We start from the raw sequence: 24,260 nt of genomic DNA on the forward strand, positions 1-24,260 counted from the left end.
ATGCCTGCCGGGTTGTAAGTGAAGGAGAAAACAACTATTCAGGGGAGACGAAATCACTGTTTCCGCGCGGGCCGGCTGCAGTGTACTTGGAACGGAAGTCCGTCGGCGTCATACCGGTATATTTTTTGAACAGCTCAGTGAAATAAGGACGGTCCTCATAGCCCAGGGAGACAGCGATATCCTGCACCTGCATACCCTCCAGCACCATTTCCTTGGCCTTCTCCATCCGGCGGCTGATAATATATTGGGCCAGCGTCATGCCCATCTCTTTTTTGAACAGATTCGAGAAATAACTCGGGCTGAGATGCACCTCTCTGGCACAATCGGCCACAGAAAGGTTGCGGTGCAGATTTCCGTTGATATGGGCGATAGCCCGCTCCACCAGCACCCGCGCATCACTGGACTGGCGGATCTGCACATAGGTACAGCCCTGGCGGCAAAACTCACGGATCTGCCTGCGCAGCTCCTCAAAGGAAGCCGCCCCGTTCATGTCGGCCAGCTTCTTCTCCAGCATTTTGACCTCCGTATCCGAGGCCTTGTCAGAGAACACACGGTGAATCGAATGGGCCAGCTCCAGACACATCGTCTTGACGATGGCCGGGTCAGGCAGGGCGGGAGCATTCAGCCACTCACTCCATATATGATCCAGCTCTTCCTCCGCCTTGGCCAGATTAGCCGAACGCAGGCAGTAGAGCAGTTCCTTCTCTTTATCAAAAGAGTATCTGGGCAGCACAGCCTCTCTCTCCGGCGAATCGGCATAGCGGTACACGCTGTTCCCGCCGGTCAGAAACGTATTGGTCAGTGCAGATAGCGCCTGGGCATAGGATACCGAAAGCTGCCCGGCCTCCTCCACCTCCCCGCCGAGTCCGATGGAAACGGTCTGGTACGTATGCCGGCAGACGTTCTCCCGGCATTTCTCGGCAATCTGCTCCGCATCCAGCTCCGAAGGGGGATTCATCACGATAACAAACTGATTAACGTGCTCGCGGAAGACAATCCCCTGCGTATACCCGTCAATCGTCTCCTCCAGAATGTTCTGCACCGCAAAGCGGATCAGCTCCACCTCAGACACCGGCATGGCCGCTGTGCGCTCGGCAAAAAAGTCAATTTCCGCCGCCATCACGCAAAAGCCGCTGCTTTTCATCGTAATCGCATAGAAATCCCACTGCTGGCTGAGATGCTGCTGCCTGCTGCCGTAACGGATGAGCAGACGCATATACTCCTGGCGCAGATACGGCATGCTCTCCCGCAGCTTCTGCTCCATCCCCCGCATCTGCTCGGCCTGCGAGCGCTCCCGCTCCAGTACTTCTTTCGCCTTCAGCACGGATTCAAGCACCTGCGGCTTGGTAAAGGGCTTGACGATTAGGTCAAAGGCCCCGAGCTTCACTGCCTCCTGGGCATAGGTGAAATCGGAATAGCCGGTAAGAAAGATCAGCTTGATATCCGGCTGCTCGGACTGAATGATCCGCATCATCTCCAGCCCGTCGGTAAAGGGCATGCGGATGTCGGTGAGTACAATATCCGGCCGGTGCCTGCGGATCTGCATCAGCCCTTCTTCCCCGTTGCCCGCCGTTGCCGCAACTACAATACCATGCTCCTCCCAGGGAATCCTCTGCGACAAGCCGCGCACAACGGCCGGAATATCGTCAACAATGCATATTTTAATAGGCTCAGCGTGGCTCAGGATAAACTCCACCTTCCATCGGTATTGAGAGTATGGCTTCTGTTTCGATATATGGGCGGCTGCGGAAGGATAATGCCGCCTCCTTGCCGTAATACAGCTGCAGACGGCTGCAGATATTGGACAGCGCATAGCCTCCGCTGGAGACAGGCTCCCTCAGGCTTGCATTCAGCTTCTCCGCGTCCATACCCGACCCGTTGTCGGCCGCACGGATCACTAGCTGCTGCGCTTCGAGTGTCACAGAGATCGTGATCCTTCCGCCGCCCCGCATCTCCTTCAGCCCGTGCAGAATGGAATTTTCCACAAGCGGCTGGATAATAATCTTCAGCACAGGCAGCTCCAGCAGCTCCTGTCCGGCCGTTATCGTATACTCGAACAGCCCCTCGTAACATTGCTGCTGAAGGTTCAGGTACTGGCGGACATGCTCCAGCTCCTTACCCAGGGTCGTAATCTCCTGCCCGTTGTTCAGGCCGAGCCGGAACAGCGCGGACAGCGAAATGACCATCTGCTTCACATCTTCATATTCATCCATTTCACATTTCCAGAGGATTGTATTCAGTGTGTTATATAAAAAATGGGGCTCAATCTGCGCCTGCAGCGCTTTGATCTCCGCTTTCCGTTTTTCTTTCTCCGTATCCCGGACCTCAAGAATCAGTTCGCCGATCCGGTCCAGCATCTGGTTGAATTTGCGTCCCGCTTCTCCGATTTCATCCTGGAACGGGCTCTGGAAACGGGCATCCAGATCCTCGTGCTCCACCCGCGACATCGTCTTCTGCAGCTTCAGCAGCGGCCCGAGCAATAGGGCCGACAGGAATCTCGCCAGCAGCAGCGCAATTACGATACACACGGCAATGATCATCAGCACCAGCCACTGAATACTGCGTACAGGCTGGAGCAGCTCCTTCTTCGACTGGTAGCTGACGAGCAGCCAGTCACCGGCATATCTGGATTCGGCATAGCTGACCAGCATCGTCCCGCCACCGGCCGAATATTCAAAATTTCCGCTGTCTGCTTCAAGCAGCCTGTCCATAAATACTGCAGACCGCGACCAGTCCGGCCGGGTCTTGTCTCCGAAGACACTTACTCCGGCCTTGTTGATCAGCAGAAACTTGGCGCTGCCAAGGCTTGCCCCTCCGCTGACGGTATCCTCCAGAATATCCTCTTTTACATTAACGGCCAGAAAAACATCCGGCACATAATTCTCCGTCAGCGGCTGCAGCAGCAGCGATATTACCTGATGGTTCCCTGCGAACAGCTCATCCTCATGGCTCTCCACCCAGCTGGATTCGGGATTGGCCTTGATCCGCTGATACAGCAAAGACTCCATAAATGGAGTCGGTGTTCTGCGCAGATTGCCGGCGGAGTAGAAATCCCCGTCCGGCGTACTGATCAGAATCGATTCGATGGAGTTCTCCGTCAGCTCGGCCTGTGTAAAGGGGACCTGCAGCTGGGAGAAGTTTGCAAAGAACCGGTCTGTATTATGCGCTTGTATATCCCTTATCGTCTGTTTATACGCTTCGCTCAGCATCATGGTGGAGGATGCCACAATGATCTGCTTGAGCTTCTGGTCCAGCACGTTGACGGACTGGTTCAGCACATTGCGGTTCAGGTCAACCGAGTTCCGTTCCATCGCCCGCGAAGCAATCGAGTAGGCCCAGGAGCCGGTAATTGAGATACAAAAGATAGTTAGTGCGGTAAAAGACAGCCATATTCTTTTCTTAAGCGAGGTCCGGTACAGCCAGGCCTTCAGCATGATTCCACATCCTTCGTTGACTGGCTGCCGGAAAAACTGCCGCGCTATTCGCTTAGCCCTTCACGGAGCCAGCTGTCATCTGCATGAATGTTTTATTGGCAAAAATGTAGACAATGATCATCGGCAGCATAGACACACATGCACCGGCAAGCATTAATTGCGGCTGGGCCGCATCCCCCACGCCGTATTTCAGCCCGGCGAGACCCACGGTAAGTGTCTGCAGGGCAGGCTGTGTCATCGTAAATACCAGCGGCAGAATATATTCATTCCATGCACCGCGGAAGGTCCAAAGCGCTGTGACTCCCAGTGCGGGCGTCAGAAGCGGCAAGATAACACGAAAGTATACGCTATAGAAGTTGCAGCCGTCAATAAAGGCCGCTTCGTCCAGTTCCTTCGAAATGGCTCTTACAAAGCCGATCAGCATGAAGAATGCAGTCGCATGGGCGCTGATCAGGATGATGATGACGCCCCAGAGCGATTTTTGCAGATGAAGGGCGACCATAAGGTCGAACTGGGGACGCAGGACAACCGCACCGATCGAGATGAACAGGGTACAGGACTGGATGACCACGTACAGCCGTTTCCCGTAGAAATCAACCCGCGCAACCGCATACGCGGCCATTGTTCCTATCAATAGAGTTCCTATCGTTGTAAAGGTACTGATAAATACGCTGTTCCAGGTAAAGCGTGCGAAATTGGCCGACGTCCAGGCCTGCGCGTAGTTTGAGAACTTCCATTCCTTCGGCAGCAGCGACGTGCCGGTGGTCAGCTCCAGATTCGATTTCAGCGACCCGAAAAAAGCCAATATAAGCGGGAATAACGCCAACGCCGCTACCAGGAGCAGGAAAATCCACAGCAGTATCCGGGACAGCAGTGCCTTCGTCTTTATCGAACCGGCGGTCTGCGCCGAGGCTATTTTCGTTTCCGCGTGTAATGTGCTCACTGTTCATTCTCCTCTCTTTTAATAGATGTCATTCAGTTTCTTGGATACATAGAAGTAAATCAGTGTGATCAGGCCGACGATAACTGCCGTTGTGAATCCGACCGCACTGCCGTAACCGAACTGCTGGATGCTCGATCCTCCGCTCGATACCGGGAAGAACAGTTTATAGAGATAGAGATACATAACTTCCGTTTTGCCGTAAGGCCCGCCTTCGGTCAGTACCATAATGCTCTCGTAGCCCTTCAGAGAGACGGTGATCGCCAGCATGATGATCATCTGCAGCACAGGCCCCAGCATCGGAACGGTAATACTCCACATCTTCCGCAGCGGCCCCGCCCCGTCCAGGGAAGCGGCTTCATAAAGATCCTCCGGAATATTCTGCAGCCCGGCAATAAAGAGCAGCATATAGTTGCCGACCGCACCCCAGATCGCGATGATAATTGCCGTTACTAAAGCATGCTTGGCGCCCAGCCAGTCTATGGGAGCGGATACAATTCCGGCGCCCATCAGCAGCTGATTCACCATTCCGTTGTAAGAGTTGAAAATAACGTAGAACACGATCGCCATGACCGAAGCACTGATTACGGTAGGCATGAAATAGATCGCCCGCAGCAGCTGGCGTCCTTTCAGGGCGCGGTTGAGCACCACAGCCAATACAAACGAGAGCGGGATGGTGATCACCAGCTTGCCGCCTGCATAGATGAAGGTGTTGACCACGGACTTCCAGAAATCCTTATCCCGCAGCAGCCGCTCGAAATTATCGAGGCCGACGAAGAGCGGCGTGCCGAAGCCCTGATAATCATAGAACATGTACTTCAAAGCCCAGAAGACGGGGTACACCCCAAAAATCAGCGTCAGAATGAGGCTGGGCGCTACAAAGGTCCAGGCGTTTATTTGACGTTTCGTTCCATTCATTGATTGTTCCTCCTGTCTATTCGGCTTACGCTTCTTGCCTTAATCATAAGTCCCCAGGCACATACACAGTTAGGGAGAAAGCGACTGCGGTAAGGGGGAGAATTTCACTTTTTCATCGAAAATAAGTCGCTTTGTCCCCTCTCCTTCCTGAGTTTATCCATCCCGGTCCCATTCACGGGGCAGCTATACTTATAGAAGAAAGCAGGTAACGCAGCAGGAATATATCTTCACAGGGAGGCTTGAACTTACCAATGAATTCAGCATACAACGGCGCGGCCGGGGCCCGTCCCTTCGGCTGTTATGACCGGGAGCAGCTGGGGGAAATCCGCAGCAGAATAGAGCAGATTCCTGCGGTTGCGCAGGAGTACGCGAGACAGCGGCAGCTGTCCGGGGAATTCGCCGCCCGGGAGGCAGCCGCTCCGCTTCACCGGCTTGGTGTATTCCGGGTAGAACCGTTCGTCTTCAAGGTTCCTGCCGGGGCTGCCTACCTGAAGCTGGCTATACAGGTCCAGGGCAGGGGCATTGCCCGGATCGGCGGCGTACGGCTGACGCACTCCCAGCTTGGGCTGCCGGTGGTGCTGCTGAACGGCGGATTCGGGCAGGGGCTGGCCGGCTGGGCCCAAGAGCCGGGAAGCGGCAGTACGATCCAGCTGGAGCAACTGGCCGGTGGCGGGAGCGGACTGCAGCCTTCCGGTGTGACGCCATCCGGAGGTGCAGCGAAGGAGAATGTGCAGTGCGTGCGGATCAGTAATCCCACGGAGGAGGTACGGACGACTCTAGGTTATGAGGAGCACCTGCCGGTACAAGCAGGCGATTATTACGGCATCCAGACCGAACTCAGCCTGGAAGCTCCGCTTGCCGGCGGCGGCGTATGCACCGGGGTTATCTTCCTGGATGCCGCAGGCCGGCTGCTCGGACCGGTTCAGCTCTCGCCGCTCTTCAACCGGCGTACGTTGACCAACTGGGCGTATCTGCTGGAGGCTGCCGGTACCGATGCCAACCTGTATATGGTCTCAGGCGAAGATCTGTATGCCGGACTGGCGAAGCGCAAGCTGCAGTACATACTGGCTGATATGCGGCAGGGCATGGATATTTTCCGCCGGGACGGCTGGCATGATGATGATACGTATGGTGCTGTGCATATCGGCCGCGGACTGGCTGCCGTCTCGGTCATCTATGACCAGATTGCAGGCAGCGGAGTGTTCGCTGATCGGGAAACGGCGGCACTGCTGGCCGATTTCCGCTATATCGCGGCAATGATGATGGATACTGCCTACTACCGGTTCGACCTTACGACCTTCCCGGATGAGAAGGGCGGCAAACGCAGCAACTGGAATGCCGACCGGGCGACCGGGCTAGGGGTGTATGCCCTGCTCTTCCCGCACGAACCTGAGAGCGGAGATTATCTGGAGCACGCCTGCTCCGTAATCGACTGGCAGCTGGCGGAAGTGGTTGATCCGGATGGCGCCTGGCCGGAGAATGTGCGTTATCACGGCGCTGTGCTGCACCGTTATTTTCTGTTCTTTGCCCTGCTTAAGCGGCTGAAGGGCGTCGATTATTTCCGGCATCCCAAGGTCAAGGCGATGTACCGTTTCCTGATGGGAATCGTGACCGCGAAGGACCGGATTCAAAGCGGCCCGGCCGGCGCATCTGTTCTGCTCACCCCGGCCGTCGGTGATGCCAATGTGCAGGAGCAATGGTTCCGCCTGCTCGGCTACGCGGCTCTGTTCTATGCCGGGGAAGATCCGCAGCTGGCGGGAGAAATGATCTGGACCTGGAGAAACGGCGGCGCGCCGGTCCAGGATACCGGAGCATTTCCGCTGCCGCTGGTCCCGCTGCTGTATCCGCAGCCGGAGCTTCCGGAGCGGCAGCCCGCTCTCCGCTCTGCGCATTATCCCGGCATCGGCTATGTCATCTTCCGCAGCGGGGCTGAGAACCTGCAGAACTACGCTATTTTCGAGGCTTCACCGCTGACCTATCACGCCCATCATGATGAAGGCCATTTCTCCATCTGGGCAGACGGGGTTCCCCTGACGCTGGACGCCGGAACCGGCGGCTATTACAACGGGGACCGGCACTGGTATGTGTCAGGGGCGGCACATAATACCGTCCAGTTCAAAGATGAAGCCGGGGGCTTCGCCGACGGACCGCTGCAAAGCGTCTGCCGGGAAGTCCGCTTCTCAGAGGAGCTTGATTATGCCAGAAGCCTTATTCCGGATGTCCGCGCCGGGGAATATGAGCGGCATTTCCTGTATATCAAAGCAGGATTTGACGCTTACCTGGTCTGGGACCGGATCGGGGACGGGGCTGACAGCGTCTGGAATCTGCATACGCTGAGTACCGAAGCCGAAGTCGCGGCGCAGACCATTGATGCTGCCTGCTTAGGCGGCATGCGGCTGGGCATCCATATCGCCGAACCCGCCCTTCCGGTCATCACGACCGGAAAGGGTGCGGCAGGCGGGGCTTACCCGCTGGCTGCGCAGCAGCATTTCCGCGTGCATGCCCACGCCGGAGAAGACTACGTGGTGCTGCTGCATCCGCGGGCAGCAGGGGCGCCTGCGCTCCTGCTGGAGCAGCTGGAGTGCGAAGACGCCGGTGATGGCGTCCGCCTGTATAAGCTTTGCCGCGCGGACGGTTCCTGGTGTGTCGCCGCCCTCAACGGCTCCGGACAGGCCCGCCGTGTCCGCATCCCCGGCGGCACCCCGCTCCGGCTGCTGGGCACAGCAGAGACGGCTATGGCCGACTTCACTGAAGACCGAGCAAGGAAAGCCGGGACTACGGAGCCGGGATCCGAGATTCGCGGGAATGTGGAATCTGAACCAGTCATTCGCGGGAATGCAGCTTCCGGTATCCTGAACCTTGAACCTGGAACCATTCAAATTGCCGTGCCGTTATAAGCGTGTTTGAGACAGATCTCTAAGCGATGGCAGCGCCGGTTATCCGATTCCCGGTATGAAAACCTGGGAGCATCAAATGAACTGGAGCGGGAAAAGTTCCCGCTAATTCACCAGTTTTCGCCTGACACCCAGATATAGCGGGAAAACGTCCCGCTAATTTCCAAGAAAACGCTCATTTCAAGCACATCGGGAGCATTTAGACGGAGGAAATCCCGCTAACACTACTCTTCACCAAGTACGGAAATAATTAGATGGAGAAAATCCCGCTACCGCACCAAGTACAGTTACTTTTCGACCGGAATGCTGGGACACCCGAATAGCAGCACAGCTAACAAATGCAGTTAATACAAGGAGGAAATAGCATATGAGTAATCTTGGAGTATGGGAACCTGCAGAGCCTGGGGTCAAACGCTGCATTCTGAACGCGGCAGCGAGCCTGATGATGATGGAGGTTCATTTCGAGGAAGGTGCCGAGGGTTATGAGCACAGCCACCCGCATGAGCAGATGAGCTATTGCCTGCGCGGAAGCTTCGTATTCCGCATCGACGGCAAGGAGTATGCCGTATCGGCTGGCGAGAGCATTGCCATTCCGCCCAATGCCAAACACGGGGTCACGGCTCTTGAGGCTGATTCAGCACTGCTGGATGCCTTTACTCCCATCCGTGAGGATTTGCTTAAGCGATAGGCGTTAAGCCGGTTGATAGCCATCACCCCCAATCGTACCTGGTGCGGGGAGCCATACACTTGTAAAATTACCCTCACTTGAGCCATTCCCCGCATCGTAAAACAGCCTGCCCGGAAACCCGGACAGGCTGTTTCGTTATGTTATTCCAGATTAGCATGCTTGCCGAGCATCTGGCTGGTTGTCTGGCCGGTCCATTCCATCAGCCGCAGAATGACTGCATCATAGAACAGCAGCAGTGTCTGTTCGAACAGGGACGCCATGGGCTGGATGGTGGCCCGCTCCCCGCCGGCCTCCTTGGCAACACCCGGCAGCTTCACCGTGTAATTGGCCAGACTGCCGAGAGCAGATTCCGGCGCTATCGTTACCAGGACAACCGCAGCGCCGAGCGCCCGGGCTTTCTCTGCCATGGCGATCAGGCTTTTCGTTTCCCCGGAGCCGGAGCCGAGGACCAGTACATCTCCGGCCTCAATACCCGGGGTCACAGTTTCACCGACCACATAAGCCGCCCGGCCAGCATGCATCAGCCGCATGGCGAACGCCCGGCCCATCAGCCCGGAGCGGCCTGCGCCAGCCACAAAAATCTTACCGGAACGCTGCAGCAGCCCGGCGAACGCCTCTGCCGCGTCGGCATCCAGCTGCCCAGCCGAACGCTCCAGCTCCTTCACGATCTCCTGCGCGTAGCTCACTGTATCCATAAGAGGATTAGGCCTGGCTGACGAGACGCTTCATTTCGGCTGCCGCTGACCTTTGATCGCTTTCACCAGTAATGCCCCCGCCGACAATGACAAGATCAGGACCGGCTGCAATGACTTCCGGCAGTGTGCTCAGCTTGATGCCGCCGGCAATCGCCGTCTTCGCCTGTTTGACGACACCCTTAATCGCCTGCAAATCAGCAAAGGAATTTTTGCCCTCAGCCTGATGGTCATAACCGGAGTGAACACAGACATAATCTACACCAAGAGCGTCTACCTCAGCAGCCCGGCCGGCAATATCCTTCACATTGATCAGGTCGACCAGAATTTCACGTCCGCTTTTTTTCGCTTCCTCAACAGCGCCTTTAATAGTGGAGTCATCCGAAACGCCAAGTACAGTCACGATGTCCGCTCCCGCTTCAGCCGCCTTCATGACTTCATACCCGCCTGCATCCATGATTTTCAGATCCGCAAGCACAGTCAGTGTAGGAAAAGCGTCCTTAATCGCTTTAACTGCATGCAATCCTTCATTAATGACAATCGGCGTACCGATTTCCACCACATCAATAAATTCTGCCACCTCCGAGACAATTTCCTTGGCTCCGGCGATATCGACAAGATCGAGCGCTAACTGCAATTTCATATATAAATGCTCCTTTTCAATATATTTTTGTAAGTGCTGCACTAAGTGTAAGTTCATGTATCCCAAAAAGGAAGTAGGCACTTTCCCGTATTGTAGTTACCCGGAGGATACTATTGGACTCTATAGGGCTACGAACAGTGGCAGCTCTGAAAGAAAAACGCATAAATTTTTCACTATTTTCGTAAAAATACTGCAATTTCATAAAAGCTGTGCTAACATACACTGGATTCGAAATAAAGCTTAATGACCAGCAATCATTCAAAGAGGTGCATAGATGAAAGAAACGAAAGCGCAAGAGTTCAATCTGATGAAGCTGACCTGGCCGATATTCCTGGAATTATTCCTGTTCATGCTGATGGGCAGCGTGGATACGTTCATGATCAGCTCGGTATCAGACGATGCCGTTTCCGGTGTCGGGGCAGCAAATCAGATTATTGCTATGGCTATACTTGTCCTCAGTGTAATCGGCAATGGCGCGGCTATCGTCGTCTCCCAGTATCTCGGCTCCCGGAAGCCCCAGGAAGCGGCCAATGTGACCGGGAATGCCATCACGCTGAATCTTGCGGTAGGACTTGTCCTCAGCACAATCCTGCTGCTGTTCGGCGGCAATCTGCTGGCTGCCCTAAATGTAACAGGTGATATCCTTGTGCATGCCAAAGTGTATATGAATATCGTCGGGGGCGGGATCTTCGTGCAGGCACTGCTTAATGCCCTGGCGACCACTATCCGTACACACGGCTTCACCAAGCAGACGATGATGGTCTCCCTGCTGATGAATGTGATCCATGTGGTCGGCAACTACCTCCTGATCTTCGGACATTTCGGCTTGCCTGCACTCGGTGTGCAAGGAGCTGCAATCTCCACAGTAACAAGCCGGCTTATCTGCCTAGTGCTATTCTTCCTGCTGCTCTACCGGATTATGGACGTAAAAGTCAAATGGGCGTATTACACCCGCCTGTCCAAAAAGTATGTGCTGCAAATTCTCAAAATCGGCATTCCGTCCGCTTTTGAATCGATTACCTACCAGTCCTGCCAGCTTGTATTTACTCTGTACATTACTTACCTTGGTGCTGAAGCCATGGCTACCCGCCAATATGCCCTGAATATCTCCAGCTATATTTTCCTGTTCAGCGTAGCGGTGTCGATGGGAACTTCCATTATTGTCGGCCATCTTGTCGGTGCCAAACGGCCGCAGGAAGCCTACTCGCGAGTATTTACAAGTGTGAAGTGGGCACTGCTCGTCACCATAATTATGGATGCTGTTGTCATACTGTTCCGCGTCCCCCTGTTCGGACTGTTTACCGATAATGAGTCGATTATTATGATGGGTGCGCAGGTGATTCTGCTCAGCTTCTTCCTGGAAACGGGCCGCACCTGCAATCTTGTAATTATCAACTCCCTGCGGGCCTCGGGCGATGCCAAGTTCCCGGTATACATGGGCCTGATCTCGATGGTATGCATGAGCCTGCCGCTCGGCTATGTACTAGTATTCCAGCTTCACCTTGGCCTTGCCGGCGTATGGATCGCCACCGCCTTTGACGAATGGGTGAGGGCTGTTATTATGTATTTCCGCTGGAAGAGCAGAGCCTGGGAGAAGCATGGTCTGATCCAGCACGACACCGAGGCGCAGCCGGTGAATTCTTCTGCTGCCGCAGCGCATTAAACTTGTACACCAAAACCAAAAAGCGGTCCGTCAGGTCTATAGACCTGACGGACCGCTTTTTACTCTATAACATTGTCTATACACCGGGATGTCCACCTTCAAATGCCCTTCTCAGCAGCTTCCTTATGCTTCGTAGCGAATTCTTCGGGCGTTATCGCCTTGGCAAACAGCGCCTGGATCATATCCAGATGAACCTGGGCGGCACCCGGCTTCATTTGCACATCGGCGAACAAAGTAATGCTGCTGGCATTATTCAGTTCATTGAGCAGATCCACATAGAGCTGGGGCAGACTGCTGTTCGCCGTATCCACCTTGGTTGCCGGTATCACACCGGCAGTAGTCACGGAATCCTCGCCCCACTTCGATACGAAGTATTCCACGAATGCTTTGGCTTCTTCCTTCACCTTGGACGCTTCGGAAACGAACAGCCCGACACCGGGGCCGCCAACCCAGCTGTTAATATTACCTTTGCCGCCAGCAACAGTCGGGAATTTGAAGAAGCCGACCTTGTCCTTGAACTCCTGCGGAATATCCGGGTTGGTCGTGAAATTCGGCAGCTCCCAGGTTCCCGTCAGGTATAGGGCCGCCTTTTCGTCTACAAATTCGGACTTGCCTTCATCGTTGGACAAGCCGTTAAAGCCTTTGTTAAAGGCGTCCATATCGACCAGCGTCTGCACTTCGGCAGCCGCCCGGATCAGGCCAGGATCTTCGAAGGAGCCTGTGCCATTGGTGGCCTTCTTGAGGGTATCGCTGCCGGCAATCCGGTCAGCCAGATACATGTACCACAGGGATCCGGTCCAGCGGTCCTTGTTCCCAAGCGCAATCGGAGCTACACCGTTATCGGCCAGTGTTTGTATAACCTGCTTCAATTGTTCATAGGTGGTCGGAACCTGTAAATTATATTTTGCAAAAATATCCTTGTTGTAGTAGATCGGCGAGATGTTCAGCTCGATGGGCAGCGCATAGGTTTTGCCGCCCACCATGTAGGCTTCCGTCGTACCGGCAACAAATTTATCCTTCAGCTGGTCACCGCTCAGAATATCATCCAGCGGGGCGAACAATCCGCCTTTGACATAAGGCTCCATGAAGCCTGCAGCCCAAGTAATTCCTACATCCGGAAGCTCGTTGGAAGCGGAGAGCACCTTGAGCTTATTCTTATACTGTTCATTCTCGAGCACTTCCTGTTTAACGGTAATGTTCGGATGCTCGTTCTCGTATTCATCTATAATCTGCTCTACCAGCTTATTCTGCTGTGCCGAGCTGGCCGCCGGCCATAAGTGCATCATAGTGAGCGTAACTTTTGGTTCAGGAGCGCCATTGACTGTATCCTTACTTCCGTTATTGCTCTTACCGCCGCAGCCAGCAAGCACGAGCGCAAGCAGGAGACACCAAATCAGGCCTATAGTCAACTTGTCCCTTGGCATTGCTCTAACCTCCATTGTTTTCGGCTGCGCCATCTGTAAACGTTATCAATTAAATTCTAGCATTCTGCTTGGAGGCTTATAAGACCAAATATATTGGCAAAACTTCCACTTTTATTGGATTTCCGTCTGATTGTCCTCTATGTGCTGGTTCCGGTAACGGCTCGGACTGATGCCCTCCAGGGACTTAAACACCTTGATAAAATATTTGTCTGTCTTATAGCCTACACGTTCACCAATCTCGCCGATGGACAGCCGTGACTGCAGCAGCATCTCTTTAGCCCGCTGAATCCTCAGGCGCGACAGATATTCACTGAAGGGCACCCCGGCCTGTTCCTTGAACAGGACACTGAAGTAGCTGGCATTCAAGTGAATGCGCGCGGCAACCTCAGCCATCGTCAGCTGCTCATGCAGATGCTGTTCCACATAAGCGATCGCCTCCCTTACCGGCTCCCCCATTCCGCTTCCGTCCGGATCAATCTGGAACAGCTTCGGATCGACGAGCTTCTCCAGCTTCTCGCGCCGCTGCACCTCTTCCTCCTGCTTCAGGGCAGCCTCCACCACCTGAAGCAGCTCCGCCTTATCCAGAGGCTTCAGCAGATAATTAAAAGCCCCAAGCCGCATGGCCTGCTGCACATAATCAAACTCGGCATACCCTGAAATCACGATAACGACCGGCTGGCGGGGCCGCTCCTTCAATGAGCGGATCAGATCAATTCCGCTGACCTCCGGCATCCGCACATCAGTAATCAGCAGATGCACCTGCTCGTGCAGCAGCCGCTCACGGGCCTCAACCCCGTTATCGGCGGTTTCCACCACGTATCTGCCACCGGCCCATACCTCCAGTGTCTGCTTAATGCCCTGCCGCGTCCGCGGCTCATCATCCACGATCAGAATTTTTTTGCTGCCCAGGCTCATACATATCCCCCCCATGATTCGGTATTTCAAAAGTAATAACCGTCCCTACAGACGGCTCACTGCCGATAACCAGTCCTTCATGCTCTGCGTCTTTCCCGCCATAATAAAGCTTAAGCCGCCGCAGGACATTCACAAGACCTACCCCTGTCCCCTTAGAGGAGATAGACGGGCCGCCCTCCAGTGCACTGCGAAGTGCACTTAACCTCTCTGCATCCATTCCGGGTCCATTATCGGACACTGTAACCCGTGTCCATCCTGAACGCCCGGAAGGCGTGATCAGGATACTGACAGTGCCGCTGCCGACACGGCTCTCCACTCCATGCAGAATGGCATTTTCGACAATCGGCTGAATCAGCAGCTTCGGTACCGGCACAGCAGCTTCCGGCTGTTCCAGTTCAATCGTCCAGGTCAGCCGCTCGCCCATACGCATCTCCATGATCTGCAGATACCGCCGCACCTGCTCCAGCTCTTCCCCGAGGGTAACCCATTCATCCATATTCGGACTTCCGATAATATAGCGGAACAACCGCGACATGACAACTACCAGCCCTGCCAGCTCTTCTTCCCCCTTCTCCTCCAGCGACCAATTGAACGCCTCCAGGGTATTGAACAAAAAATGGGGATTGATTTGCGCCTGCAGTGCCTTCAACTCCGTACGGCTTTGCAGCATTTCTTTTTCATAGACTACCCGGATCAGATCATTCATATTTGCAATCATTCCGTTGTACGTGTTATTCAGCTCCCGGAGCTCCATCGTGGAGACCGGCTCCGGATTAGGGGTCAGCACCCCAAGCCTCGTCTTGCGCATCGCCCGGATCAGATGAATGATCGGCCTGGTAATCATCGTAGAGAGCAGGAACGAGAGTGACAGAAACAGCAGTGTTCCAATTCCGCCGGAGAACAGCAGCACTGTCCTGAGTACGGAGATGCCTTTAGTAACATAGCTGACAGGTGTAAGCACCAAAAGCGTCCAGTTTGCCTTGTCCGAACGCTGCTTGACCTGCACATACTCCTTGCCCCGGAAGCTCACGGTCTGATCGTCAGTCCAAAGGAGCGGCAGGAGATTAGGCTCCGGCGTTTCACTGCTGCCAAGCAGATGCCCCTCATCACTGACCAGCAGGATCGATTCTCCGCTGTCACTGCCGGATAGCGGATCATTCAGCTGAAAGTAGCTGCGCTGGATCTTGGCCATCAGGTAGCCGCCCCGCGAGAACCAGCGGTCCATCAGACTGACCTGACGGATGGCCAGCAGACTCTGGTCATCATTCGGATCGACGCCGATCCAGACCAGCCGGCCTTTCTGCTTATTGGCTTCAGCGATATAACGGTTGTCGATGCGGGTGCTGAGGGTGCCGTCTTTAATTGGGAACAGCAGCCGGTAATCGGCAGTATACAACTCCAGTGAGCCGACACTCGGCATGTAGGCCTGATAGCTGGATACGATCTGCAGCAGCGATTGGCGCTGGTTGAAGGACACCTCTTTACCGTTAAGCTCCTCCAGCAGCAGCTGCTGGACCGTCGGGTGGTTGGCCACCTGCTCCATCAGGCTGTCTATCTGGCCGATCAGCGCATCCAGCCTGCCGTTAGCCTGAACTGCGGTCTGCTGAATGTGCCGTTCTGCATTATCTTTAAGGAGCGAAGAAACCCTGTCATACACGAACGCACCTGAAACTGCGATAATAACCAGCATGACACCCAGAAATCCCAGGAATATTTGATTACGCAGTGTATTCATTTCTCTAAATCTGCTGAACACATAGCCTCCCCCTCACTGACAGCGTTTCCAACTCTATTTTCCAGAAGTCAGCCTGATTGTCAAGGACATTCATCTGCCAACACAGCAAAAAGCCCGTTCCTCAGAGGGAACCGGCGGGTCTGCTTCAAGCTGCTTATCGGATCGAAATCCCTTTTTTCATTTCCTTCATCTCATGATTCGTGTTCACGAGCATGGGCAGGATCTTCATGCTTCGGGTCATCGGCGAATTGCACTGCCAGCAGGTAGGTACATATTGAAACGCGAAATTGTCACGCATCCATCCGGTGCAGCCCTCTTTGGTGCAGGACCAAATGGCAGTATCCTCCTGTGGAAGATCCTCCAGTGCTTTTTTACGAAAATACATAAGTACCCCTCCCTCTAGTTCAAATCTGACGATTGGTATAACCTCTACAGGAACTTAGGACAGGCGGCTCTCTCTACATAAAAAAAGCTGCCCTCAACTGATGTTAAGGGCAGCTTAGTTTTCATACTACAGTTTTACAACGTTTTCGGCTTGTGGTCCACGAGCGCCTTGAGTTACGTTGAACTCAACGCGTTGGCCTTCGTCCAAAGATTTGAAGCCTTCGCCAGTGATTGCGGAGAAGTGTACGAATACGTCGCTTCCACCTTCAACCTCGATAAAACCGAAACCTTTGTCTGCATTGAACCATTTAACTGTACCTGTTTGCATTTGTATTACCTCCAATAGATTATTTAACACATGTCCTTTTATTCCTACGTATTGTACGAACAAATAAAAATTCACACATTGGAAAAGGATTCATACGCACAAATGATAACCTTTTACAATATGTGAATTAAGGGTTAAATTTATGATTAATTTCATTGTAGCACACACAAAGACCGAAAGCAAAGAATTTAAGAAATTAATTTCAGGGAACTAAGATAGACTGGAGCGGTTTATGCTCCCTTACAGATCATAAACCGCTTCGCAGCAGGCCTTAATCAATATATCCGGCCAGGCCCTTATCCATAAGATAATCCATTTCCGCATCGAGAATGGTTTCCACTGTCAGCTCGTCCAGCTTCACATCACGCTGGCCTGTTACATAATCAACCAGATCATCATTATCAATATCAACGTCGCCTTTGCTGTCCGCTTTGGCATTGTTGATGAAGGTCTGCTCATGCTTAAGGACCCGCTTAATCAGCTCGGGATCCACCTTAGTCTTTGCAGCCAATACGGCCAGCAGCTCCTGCTCGTTTACTTTATCGCTCATAATTGTTATTCACTCCTCTCCCGTTACTGCACAACTATTGTAGCATAGGTCCGGCCTGCACCACCCTTTCTTCATCATCTCCACCACGGTGACGATGGATACGTCTCGGCACCCACATGAACCGGCTCGCCGATTCTCGGTGTAGCCAGCCGCAAGCCATGCTCTTTCGCCGCACGCAGCACCCGCTCCACAGGATCAGTCCAGTCATGCATGGCTAATGTAAAGGCCCCCCAATGAATCGGGATCATCAGCTTGCCCTGCAGATCAATCTGGGCCTGGATCGTCTGTTCCGGCATCATATGAATATCTGACCAGCGCAGGTCATACTGCCCGCATTCCATCAGCGTCAGATCAAACGGGCCGTATTTCTGCCCGATTTCTGCAAAATGCGGCCCATAGCCGCTATCCCCGCTGAAGAAGATCTTGGCATTCGCTCCCTGGATGATCCAGGAGCACCACAGCGTGGTGTTACGGTCCAGCAGGCTGCGTCCCGAGAAATGCCGCGCGGGTGCGCTTGTGAGCGTCAATCCGTTAAAGGTGATTTCATCCCACCAGTCAAACTCACGGATACGCTCCCCGCTGATGCCCCACCGCTTCAAGTGGGCGCCGACACCGAGCGGTACGATGAACATGGAGGCTTTTTGCTGCAGCTGTCTGATCGTTCCATAATCGAGATGGTCATAATGATCATGAGAGAGCAGCACGGCATCAATAGGCGGAAGATCAGCCAGCTCTATCGGCAGCTGCCTGCTGTAGCGCTTGCCGCCGATGGCTGGAAAAGGGGAAGGCGTACGCCCCAGCATCGGATCCAGAAACAGGGTGACTCCTTCGATCTCCAGCAATACTGCCGAATGTCCGAACCAGGTCGCCTTAGTTTCCCTGTTCTGCTGAATAGAACTGGTAAGCAGCGGCTGGGGCAGCAGCGGTGTCTTAGGCCTGGAGTTCGGGTTGCCTTTGACGAAATCCTTCAGGATCGAAAGGCCGCCTCCCAGAGGGCTCTCTATATCCGCCACCGGAAAGGGATAAACAAATTTGCCCTGCTGGTATTGAGGTGAGCGGCTGATCGCCGCCCGCTCTGCCTTGGAGGCCCGTGCGCCAAATGCGGGGTATAAGGTCATTACGAAATAAACAGCGGCAATCAGCGCCAGGATCACCGCCGCGATAAGAATAAAGGTCATACAGTCGTCCTTCTCTCCTGCCAAATTAAGATCATGGACATATTATAAGGCGCTGCATTGGGCCGGGCAAACTTTCTGCCTGTCCCCTACGGCTAAAGGTTCCAGCCGGGGATTTGCCGCAAGTCTCCATCCCAGATCTGCACCGTGCTGTTGACCGGGACACCCCGGGGTGACGAGGCCGTCTGAATATAGCAGGAAGCAATCCCGGCTGCATTTGCACCGGCGATGTCTGTACGCGGATCATTGCCGATCATGATCGCCGAGCTCAGATTTGCGCCGTAATTTTCCGTCAAATAGCGGTAAAACAACGGATCAGGCTTGCTCACACCAGCCTCCGAGGAAATGGCGATCCCGTCGAATAAATGCAGGATGCCCAGCATGGTCAGCTCTGCCTCAATGAAGGTTTTCTGGCCGTTGGAGAGCAGGAAGACCTTTTTGCCGCCGCTTCTTAACCGGCCGAGTATCTCGGCCACACCGTCATACAGGGAAATATGAATCATAGATAAGGTCCGCAGCCACCTAACTGTTTCATGGAGCCAGGCCTGTCCGGGTTCACCGCCCAGATCACGGGCCACTTCCCGGAACACCTCTTCCATTACGAAATCAGGAAACTGGCAGTGGCGGGCAGCAGCCTCCAGCTGCCGGTCCCGTTCGGCGAGGAACCGCTTCTGCAGCTCTTCCCCTGTAATATTCAGACCATGATAACTGAAATGCAGCGACAGACGTTCCCAGACCTCAGCCTGCTCTTCATCCGTCTCAATATCGATCAGCGTGCCGTACAAATCAAAGATATACGTATCATACATTTATTTTTCCTCCCCGTTCTTGACGAATCGTTTGTAAATATTTTCATACTACTATAGTTATTTCAGTATATTCAATGGCTGTGACTACAGAAAATGTTTTAAGACACCCAGTCACTGTTGTCTAAAAACCCCTTGAATTCATAACAGTGTTAGCGATGGAACTTCATAACTTCAAGTTCAAACTAAATAAAGCAATTGCCAAAGGGACAATGCTAGTAGTCAACCAATACTTAACTATTCTAAACCATAGAACACAAGAAAAAGGCCGCTTCGCTTCGGATGTTTGTAATCTTACAAACATTTGAAACGAGTGGCCTCTTATAACATATTATTCCGATATCAAGCGTTGCCGATAATAATTAATCCAAAGCCCTATATACCATTTACGACAAAAAGAAGGGGTTCCATAGATCCTGTTTGCAGCCGAAATTTAAAAGTCCTTTTTCACGTTTAATAATAGTTATGATTCTTTAGATCCTTTTTAAACAGATCAAGATTAACAGCATCGATATTTTTTCGCAAACTTCAAGATGAACTAATTATTGATATTTAAAATAACGTATAAACACATATTGAGGCGTATCGACTTGCAATTGTTTTTGATCTAGCCTTCCAACAGGAAGGAAATAGGAATATGTTTTATTAGGTTCAAGTTTATCAATTAACCGAATACCAGATCGATCGCTATTTGTTATGCCATTTATCCCTTCTTCAATAAAACTATCAGGAGAAATATAGACTAGTAGGTGATCTTGGATTTCTCTATTGGTATACGTATTCTTAGAAATATTTTTAAATGAGATTTTCAGCTGTTCTTCGCCTTCGTTAGCACCATATCCAATTTCAATCGGTACAATTTGCGGATCAAAAGAGGTTACTTTATGCTCCTCATTATTCATCCGTTCTAATGGCCCTTTTTGAAAAAATTGTTCCCCGTCCATCGACAGTACTTTGCTATTAGCATCCCATATCAAAGAAACCCCCAAGCCTTCAGCAATCCATTTAGCGGGTACCAAAACAGTACCATTTTTATTTATCATGGATGTATCAGAATTTATCTTTTTATTATTAATAGTTGCTCCTTTTTCATTAAGAGCAGCACTTAATTTGAAGTTTTCAGCTTCAATCTGAACAACTTTTGTCTTTTGGTCCCAAGTGATCCTTCCATTTATTGCATCAGAAATAACCCTTAATGGAATCAGCGTTCTGTAGTTGGCATCAACGTAAGGCATTTCTCCCTTGGAGTAAATTAGATACGCATCATTTAGTTTTAATAAGAGTCCATTCTTGCCCAATGAATTTGCTGATACAGATGATGCCGTTATCATCATGGTTAATAAAGCCAGCGTCAAGCAGAGCATTTTTTTCATAAGTTAACCCCCATAGCAGAATCATAGAATTTTTCTTGACGTATAGTAAATCCAAAATATATTTTTAATCATTTAAGTATTTATTTGGAAAAAGTTGCTGCCAGATTTATTTTATATGAATTATTTTTCTAAAGTGATGACATCGGTCACGTTAAATTGGAATAAATCCCTTTATTTGGTTTATTATTCACAGCTAAATAATACACCATAGAGATATTGCAACAAAATTGAGCTCCCCGGCGTTTAGTAAACGATACACACCTGACTAACTCACCTAAAGGAGCTTACACACATGAGACCATCCCTGAAAACAAGCGCAGTCCTCCTAACCTTATCCCTGGCCCTTTCTACCGGAGCCGTTTCCGCCGCTCCTATGGTCACTTCATTGAATGCGGACACAGCGCCGCAGGCAGCCAGCACTACTACCTCTAACACATTCACTATTGAGCTGAACGGCTCGGCCATTTCCGGGAAGGGCTTCCAGCCTTCTGGTGCCAAAGAGCCTCTGATTCCGCTACGCATCGTCGCAGAGGCCCTGGGCTTCACCGTCACCTGGAATACAGCTACCAAAGCCGTTGATTTGAACAAAGGGAATATCTTTACAACGGTTAAGAGCGGTGAGAACCGTTATGCCGTCAACAAAATGAACACTACACTCAGTACAGCACCGCTGACGAAGGAGAACAAGCTGTATGTGCCGGCTTCTTTTGTAAGTAAGGTGCTGCGCCAGACCATTTCCGTGGAGGGACAGCAAATCGTGATTGCCCCGGCCGCAGAACATATGAAGGAGAGCGGCGTCATCACCGCCATCAACACTGACGGGAAATATCCATCCGTGCAGATAAAAGGTACAGGCACCTCCGGCATCGTACTAAATGTAGGCGAAGATACCCTCTTCCAGATGGCTGACGGTAGCATGCTGACACTGGCTGACCTGCAAATCGGTATGACCGTTGAAGCAGAACATGCCCTGTTCTCAACCAGAAGCCTTCCGCCGCAGACACCAGTTTATCAGATAACGGTGCAGGACACGGAGAAGCCAGCCATGCTGCTCGGTACGGAAGGGACTATTGAGAGTGTAACCACCTCCGAAGACGGCACCCGCATGATCCGCATTAAGGGTACCGGCCTTAGCGAAACGTCACAAAGCGAGATTGTACTCCGCTTATCCGCCAATACTGCGCTGGTTAAGGAAACCGGAGAGGCAGTGGATGCCGCAGCTATCGTACAAGGTGCGAAAGTGATCGGCTTCTATGGCCCGATGCTGACCAAGAGCCTGCCGGCAATCGGAACGGCCTGGAAAGTGGTTGTTGTAACCCCGCAGTCCTAATAATAAAAAAACGAACCACTTTCCACACCGCAGGGATGTGGACAGCCGGGTTCGTTTTTTATTTGCGGACCTGCATCAGAACCGGCCGCCGTCCCAGCGTAACCCTGTTTTTGCCGGCGGTCTTGGATATATACAGGGCCTCGTCGGCCTCACGGTAAAAATCCTCAAAGGTTGCATCACAGCGCTCCGTGAACGCAATGCCGATGCTGACCGTAAGCCTGATCTGAAGTCCGCCTTCCAGCCTGACGATATGTTTCTGCACCTCGGCACGAAAGGTCTCCGCTTCCCTGAGCGCGGCCTCTTCGCTGTCTGCAAAGAAGCATACAGCGAACTCCTCGCCTCCAATCCTGCCGGCGATTCCGTTATTCCCGTATAGCTTAAGTACCTTTTTGGAGAAATCGACCAGTGCCTGGTCTCCGGCCATATGACCGTATGTATCATTTATTAACTTGAAATCATCAATGTCAAACAGCAGCAGCGCCTTTCCTGACCCGTCCTGCATGGCATAGTTCTGCACCAGACGCATGAAGTGCCTCCGGTTGTAGAGGCCCGTGAGATCATCTACAGTCGCCTGGTACAGCAGCTCGCGCTCATACCGCTTTTTCTCACTGAGATCACGGATCACGATCAGCATGCCTACAGCCTGCCCGTAATTGTTCTCGGTGGCAATCAGAGACAGCCCGTAACAGACGTCGGCCGTGCCGGGAACCTCAATTTCGAACTGCCCTTCAATCTGCTGGTAGTAATACACCGCCACTTCCCCGTACTGCTCCAGCAGCATGAAGATATTTTTGCCCACCCATGAGCTGACCTGCCGCTCTGCCAAGGCCGAGAGCATAAGCTCCCCCGCTTCGTTCACATCAATAATATTGTTGTAGCGGTCTGTCAGCACGATGCCATCCTTCATTTTCTCGACAATTTGCTTCTTCGCCCGGGGGTATAAGGAGAGCTCTGGATCCCTAAACAAAGAGAAATAGGTTATGAATACAGGCGGCAAATAGGTAAATGCGGTAAATCCGACAACGGTTATCTTGAGCAGCGGAAGTAAAAAGATAGAGGCGACTGGAATGAAGAGACTGGCCAGCAGCAGCACATTCCATTTGAAATAATATTTCGATGAGCTCTGCAGGGAAACCGCAAGCAGAAAAACAGCATACACGCCAAAAAGCTGGTCATAGGCAATCAAGGCCATGTTCAGCACGGTCGGGTGCACTACGATTCCGCTCACGCCCGCCACTGTATTCATGCCCACGCTGCTACGCATCAGATGATGGTAAGAGTCTGTAAAGATCAGCAGCACATCCAAAACTACAGGAATACAAATCACTGCAAGCCGCCTGTTCAGCCCCGCCGAAGAACGCGATACGTAATCTTTGATAACAGCATAAGTAAATATGGTGCTGAGCAGCAGCGGGACCTGCTGAATGTTTCTAAACCACAGCTTGGCCTGAAAGGAAGCGGAGAGGATCTCTCCGGCCGTAGCCGCAAATATTACGCTGACCAGCAGCATTAAGATCCATAAATAGCGTCTTCCTGGTGTGTTGTGATGCTTATAAGAGTTGACGCCCATGTAGAGACTTAGAACACTGCCCATAATTAAATAATAGGGATAACCCTGCATCCACGGCATGTCATATTTCTCCTATTTTTGTGATAGCCCTGCCTTATTATATCCTACTCTTTTGCACAATTGAACCATTCAGAACAAATGTGTCTTATTTTGGAAGCAGAAAATGTCTAGAATATGCCAGGGATACACACGAAGACCCTACAGGCAGCCTGTAGAGTCTTCAAAAAGGTGAGAAGTGTTTATTTAGTTATGCCAGTTTCCAATTGCTAGGGGGCTTTTCCTGAAAACAACCGTCGCCACCCTCGGTTTCGTTTCCATTTCAGATAGTACATGGGTGAATCAACTACCTTTCGGAATACACATTACATGCCGTTCCATCCGTTAATTGATAATTCCACTTCCCACCTGCTTATTATTACCCGTAAAATACATTGCTTAAACAAAAAAAAAGGATACTGCACCGTCATCACATGACTGCGCAAGTATCCCTTTTCTGCTGACTGGATCCCTTATTTCTTCTGGGCCAACCGTTGTTTGAACTTGTCCACACGGCCGCCAGTTTCTGCATCTCTCTGTTTGCCTGTATAGAAAGGGTGCGATGCGGAGCTTGCGTCCACACGGATCACCGGATACGTGTTGCCGTCTTCCCATTCCATTGTTTCGCCGGATGACTTAGTGGATGAGCTCAAGAACTTGAAGCCCACGCTGGCATCCAGGAAAATGACCTGGTTCACTCTTGGGTGTATTCCTTCTTTCATAGTGATAACCTCCTTCCCGAAAACATTGTCTATATTCATA

At 52.2% G+C, this 24,260-nt stretch carries 21 protein-coding genes; 4 read left to right on the forward strand and 17 right to left on the reverse strand.

The features are described 5' to 3' along the window. Positions 1–34: 34 nt before the first annotated feature. From L6H70_RS17210 to L6H70_RS17225, 4 genes are all read right to left on the reverse strand, one after another. The gene (locus L6H70_RS17210) at positions 35–1,696 is read right to left on the reverse strand and encodes a response regulator (RefSeq protein WP_236335120.1); all 1,662 of its coding nucleotides are present in this window, start codon (positions 1,694–1,696) and stop codon (positions 35–37) included. Continuing rightward, entirely contained in the window at positions 1,671–3,434 is a 1,764-nt protein-coding gene (locus L6H70_RS17215; protein WP_236335121.1) for a sensor histidine kinase, read from the reverse strand. The genes L6H70_RS17210 and L6H70_RS17215 overlap by 26 nt, the downstream gene beginning before the upstream one ends. 52 nt (positions 3,435–3,486) lie before the next feature. Then, on the reverse strand, positions 3,487–4,305 hold the full coding sequence (locus L6H70_RS17220) for a carbohydrate ABC transporter permease (protein WP_423802847.1): 819 nt from the start codon (positions 4,303–4,305) through the stop codon (positions 3,487–3,489). Between the two features lie 90 nt (positions 4,306–4,395). Next, positions 4,396–5,292 (reverse strand): carbohydrate ABC transporter permease, encoded by an 897-nt coding sequence (locus L6H70_RS17225; RefSeq protein ID WP_054942429.1) that lies wholly within the window; start codon positions 5,290–5,292, stop codon positions 4,396–4,398. 251 nt (positions 5,293–5,543) lie between these two features. Here L6H70_RS17225 and L6H70_RS17230 point away from each other — a divergent pair, with 251 nt between their 5' ends. Both L6H70_RS17230 and L6H70_RS17235 read left to right on the forward strand, forming a co-directional pair. Next, entirely contained in the window at positions 5,544–8,189 is a 2,646-nt protein-coding gene (locus tag L6H70_RS17230; protein WP_236335123.1) for a heparinase II/III domain-containing protein, read from the forward strand. Positions 8,190–8,553: 364 nt separating this feature from the next. After that, the gene (locus L6H70_RS17235) at positions 8,554–8,874 is read left to right on the forward strand and encodes a cupin domain-containing protein (protein ID WP_236335125.1); all 321 of its coding nucleotides are present in this window, start codon (positions 8,554–8,556) and stop codon (positions 8,872–8,874) included. Between the two features lie 140 nt (positions 8,875–9,014). Here the strand turns inward: L6H70_RS17235 and hxlB are convergent, their stop codons facing one another. Together hxlB and hxlA are read right to left on the reverse strand one after the other, a co-directional pair. Further along, on the reverse strand, positions 9,015–9,569 hold the full coding sequence (gene hxlB, locus L6H70_RS17240) for a 6-phospho-3-hexuloisomerase (protein WP_236335126.1): 555 nt from the start codon (positions 9,567–9,569) through the stop codon (positions 9,015–9,017). A gap of 7 nt (positions 9,570–9,576) precedes the next feature. Next, a complete protein-coding gene (gene hxlA / locus L6H70_RS17245) occupies positions 9,577–10,209 on the reverse strand; it encodes a 3-hexulose-6-phosphate synthase (protein ID WP_236335127.1) in 633 nt (210 codons plus the stop codon). Positions 10,210–10,483: 274 nt separating this feature from the next. Here hxlA and L6H70_RS17250 point away from each other — a divergent pair, with 274 nt between their 5' ends. Next, complete coding sequence (locus L6H70_RS17250; protein ID WP_236335128.1) at positions 10,484–11,872, forward strand: MATE family efflux transporter; 1,389 nt, start codon at positions 10,484–10,486, stop codon at positions 11,870–11,872. A 98-nt stretch (positions 11,873–11,970) separates the two neighbouring features. Here L6H70_RS17250 and L6H70_RS17255 read toward each other — a convergent pair whose 3' ends face one another. The 9 genes from L6H70_RS17255 to L6H70_RS17295 all read right to left on the reverse strand — a co-directional run bounded on the left by L6H70_RS17255 (position 11,971) and on the right by L6H70_RS17295 (position 20,562). Continuing rightward, positions 11,971–13,296: an extracellular solute-binding protein gene (locus L6H70_RS17255; protein ID WP_236335129.1), complete on the reverse strand. Its 1,326-nt coding sequence runs from the start codon at positions 13,294–13,296 to the stop codon at positions 11,971–11,973. Between the two features lie 111 nt (positions 13,297–13,407). Further along, a complete protein-coding gene (locus L6H70_RS17260) occupies positions 13,408–14,211 on the reverse strand; it encodes a response regulator (protein ID WP_236335133.1) in 804 nt (267 codons plus the stop codon). Then, the gene (locus L6H70_RS17265) at positions 14,174–15,946 is read right to left on the reverse strand and encodes a sensor histidine kinase (RefSeq protein WP_423802848.1); all 1,773 of its coding nucleotides are present in this window, start codon (positions 15,944–15,946) and stop codon (positions 14,174–14,176) included. Before L6H70_RS17265 ends, L6H70_RS17260 begins: the two co-directional genes overlap by 38 nt. Positions 15,947–16,100: 154 nt before the next feature. After that, positions 16,101–16,331 carry a cold-shock protein gene (locus L6H70_RS17270; protein WP_054942438.1) on the reverse strand — a complete coding sequence of 77 codons (231 nt, stop codon included), beginning with the start codon at positions 16,329–16,331 and terminating at the stop codon, positions 16,101–16,103. A 126-nt stretch (positions 16,332–16,457) separates the two neighbouring features. Further along, positions 16,458–16,658: a cold-shock protein gene (locus L6H70_RS17275; protein WP_036722718.1), complete on the reverse strand. Its 201-nt coding sequence runs from the start codon at positions 16,656–16,658 to the stop codon at positions 16,458–16,460. A 271-nt stretch (positions 16,659–16,929) separates the two neighbouring features. Further along, the gene (locus L6H70_RS17280) at positions 16,930–17,208 is read right to left on the reverse strand and encodes a hypothetical protein (protein WP_054942439.1); all 279 of its coding nucleotides are present in this window, start codon (positions 17,206–17,208) and stop codon (positions 16,930–16,932) included. Positions 17,209–17,282: 74 nt separating this feature from the next. Beyond that, on the reverse strand, positions 17,283–18,386 hold the full coding sequence (locus L6H70_RS17285) for an MBL fold metallo-hydrolase (RefSeq protein WP_236335136.1): 1,104 nt from the start codon (positions 18,384–18,386) through the stop codon (positions 17,283–17,285). Positions 18,387–18,478: 92 nt separating this feature from the next. Continuing rightward, positions 18,479–19,192, reverse strand: a complete 714-nt coding sequence (locus tag L6H70_RS17290) for an HAD family hydrolase (protein WP_236335137.1) — start codon at positions 19,190–19,192, stop codon at positions 18,479–18,481. 539 nt (positions 19,193–19,731) lie between these two features. Beyond that, a complete protein-coding gene (locus L6H70_RS17295; protein ID WP_236335138.1) occupies positions 19,732–20,562 on the reverse strand; it encodes a copper amine oxidase N-terminal domain-containing protein in 831 nt (276 codons plus the stop codon). A 292-nt stretch (positions 20,563–20,854) separates the two neighbouring features. Here L6H70_RS17295 and L6H70_RS17300 point away from each other — a divergent pair, with 292 nt between their 5' ends. Next, a complete protein-coding gene (locus L6H70_RS17300) occupies positions 20,855–21,892 on the forward strand; it encodes a copper amine oxidase N-terminal domain-containing protein (RefSeq protein WP_236335141.1) in 1,038 nt (345 codons plus the stop codon). Between the two features lie 58 nt (positions 21,893–21,950). Here the strand turns inward: L6H70_RS17300 and L6H70_RS17305 are convergent, their stop codons facing one another. Then, positions 21,951–23,522 (reverse strand): diguanylate cyclase, encoded by a 1,572-nt coding sequence (locus tag L6H70_RS17305; RefSeq protein WP_236335143.1) that lies wholly within the window; start codon positions 23,520–23,522, stop codon positions 21,951–21,953. Positions 23,523–23,971: 449 nt separating this feature from the next. Continuing rightward, entirely contained in the window at positions 23,972–24,220 is a 249-nt protein-coding gene (locus tag L6H70_RS17310; protein WP_054942444.1) for a type B 50S ribosomal protein L31, read from the reverse strand. Positions 24,221–24,260: the final 40 nt, after the last annotated feature.

Source organism: Paenibacillus auburnensis, assembly GCF_927798115.1.
In the GTDB taxonomy this organism is placed as follows: domain Bacteria; phylum Bacillota; class Bacilli; order Paenibacillales; family Paenibacillaceae; genus Paenibacillus_AQ; species Paenibacillus_AQ auburnensis.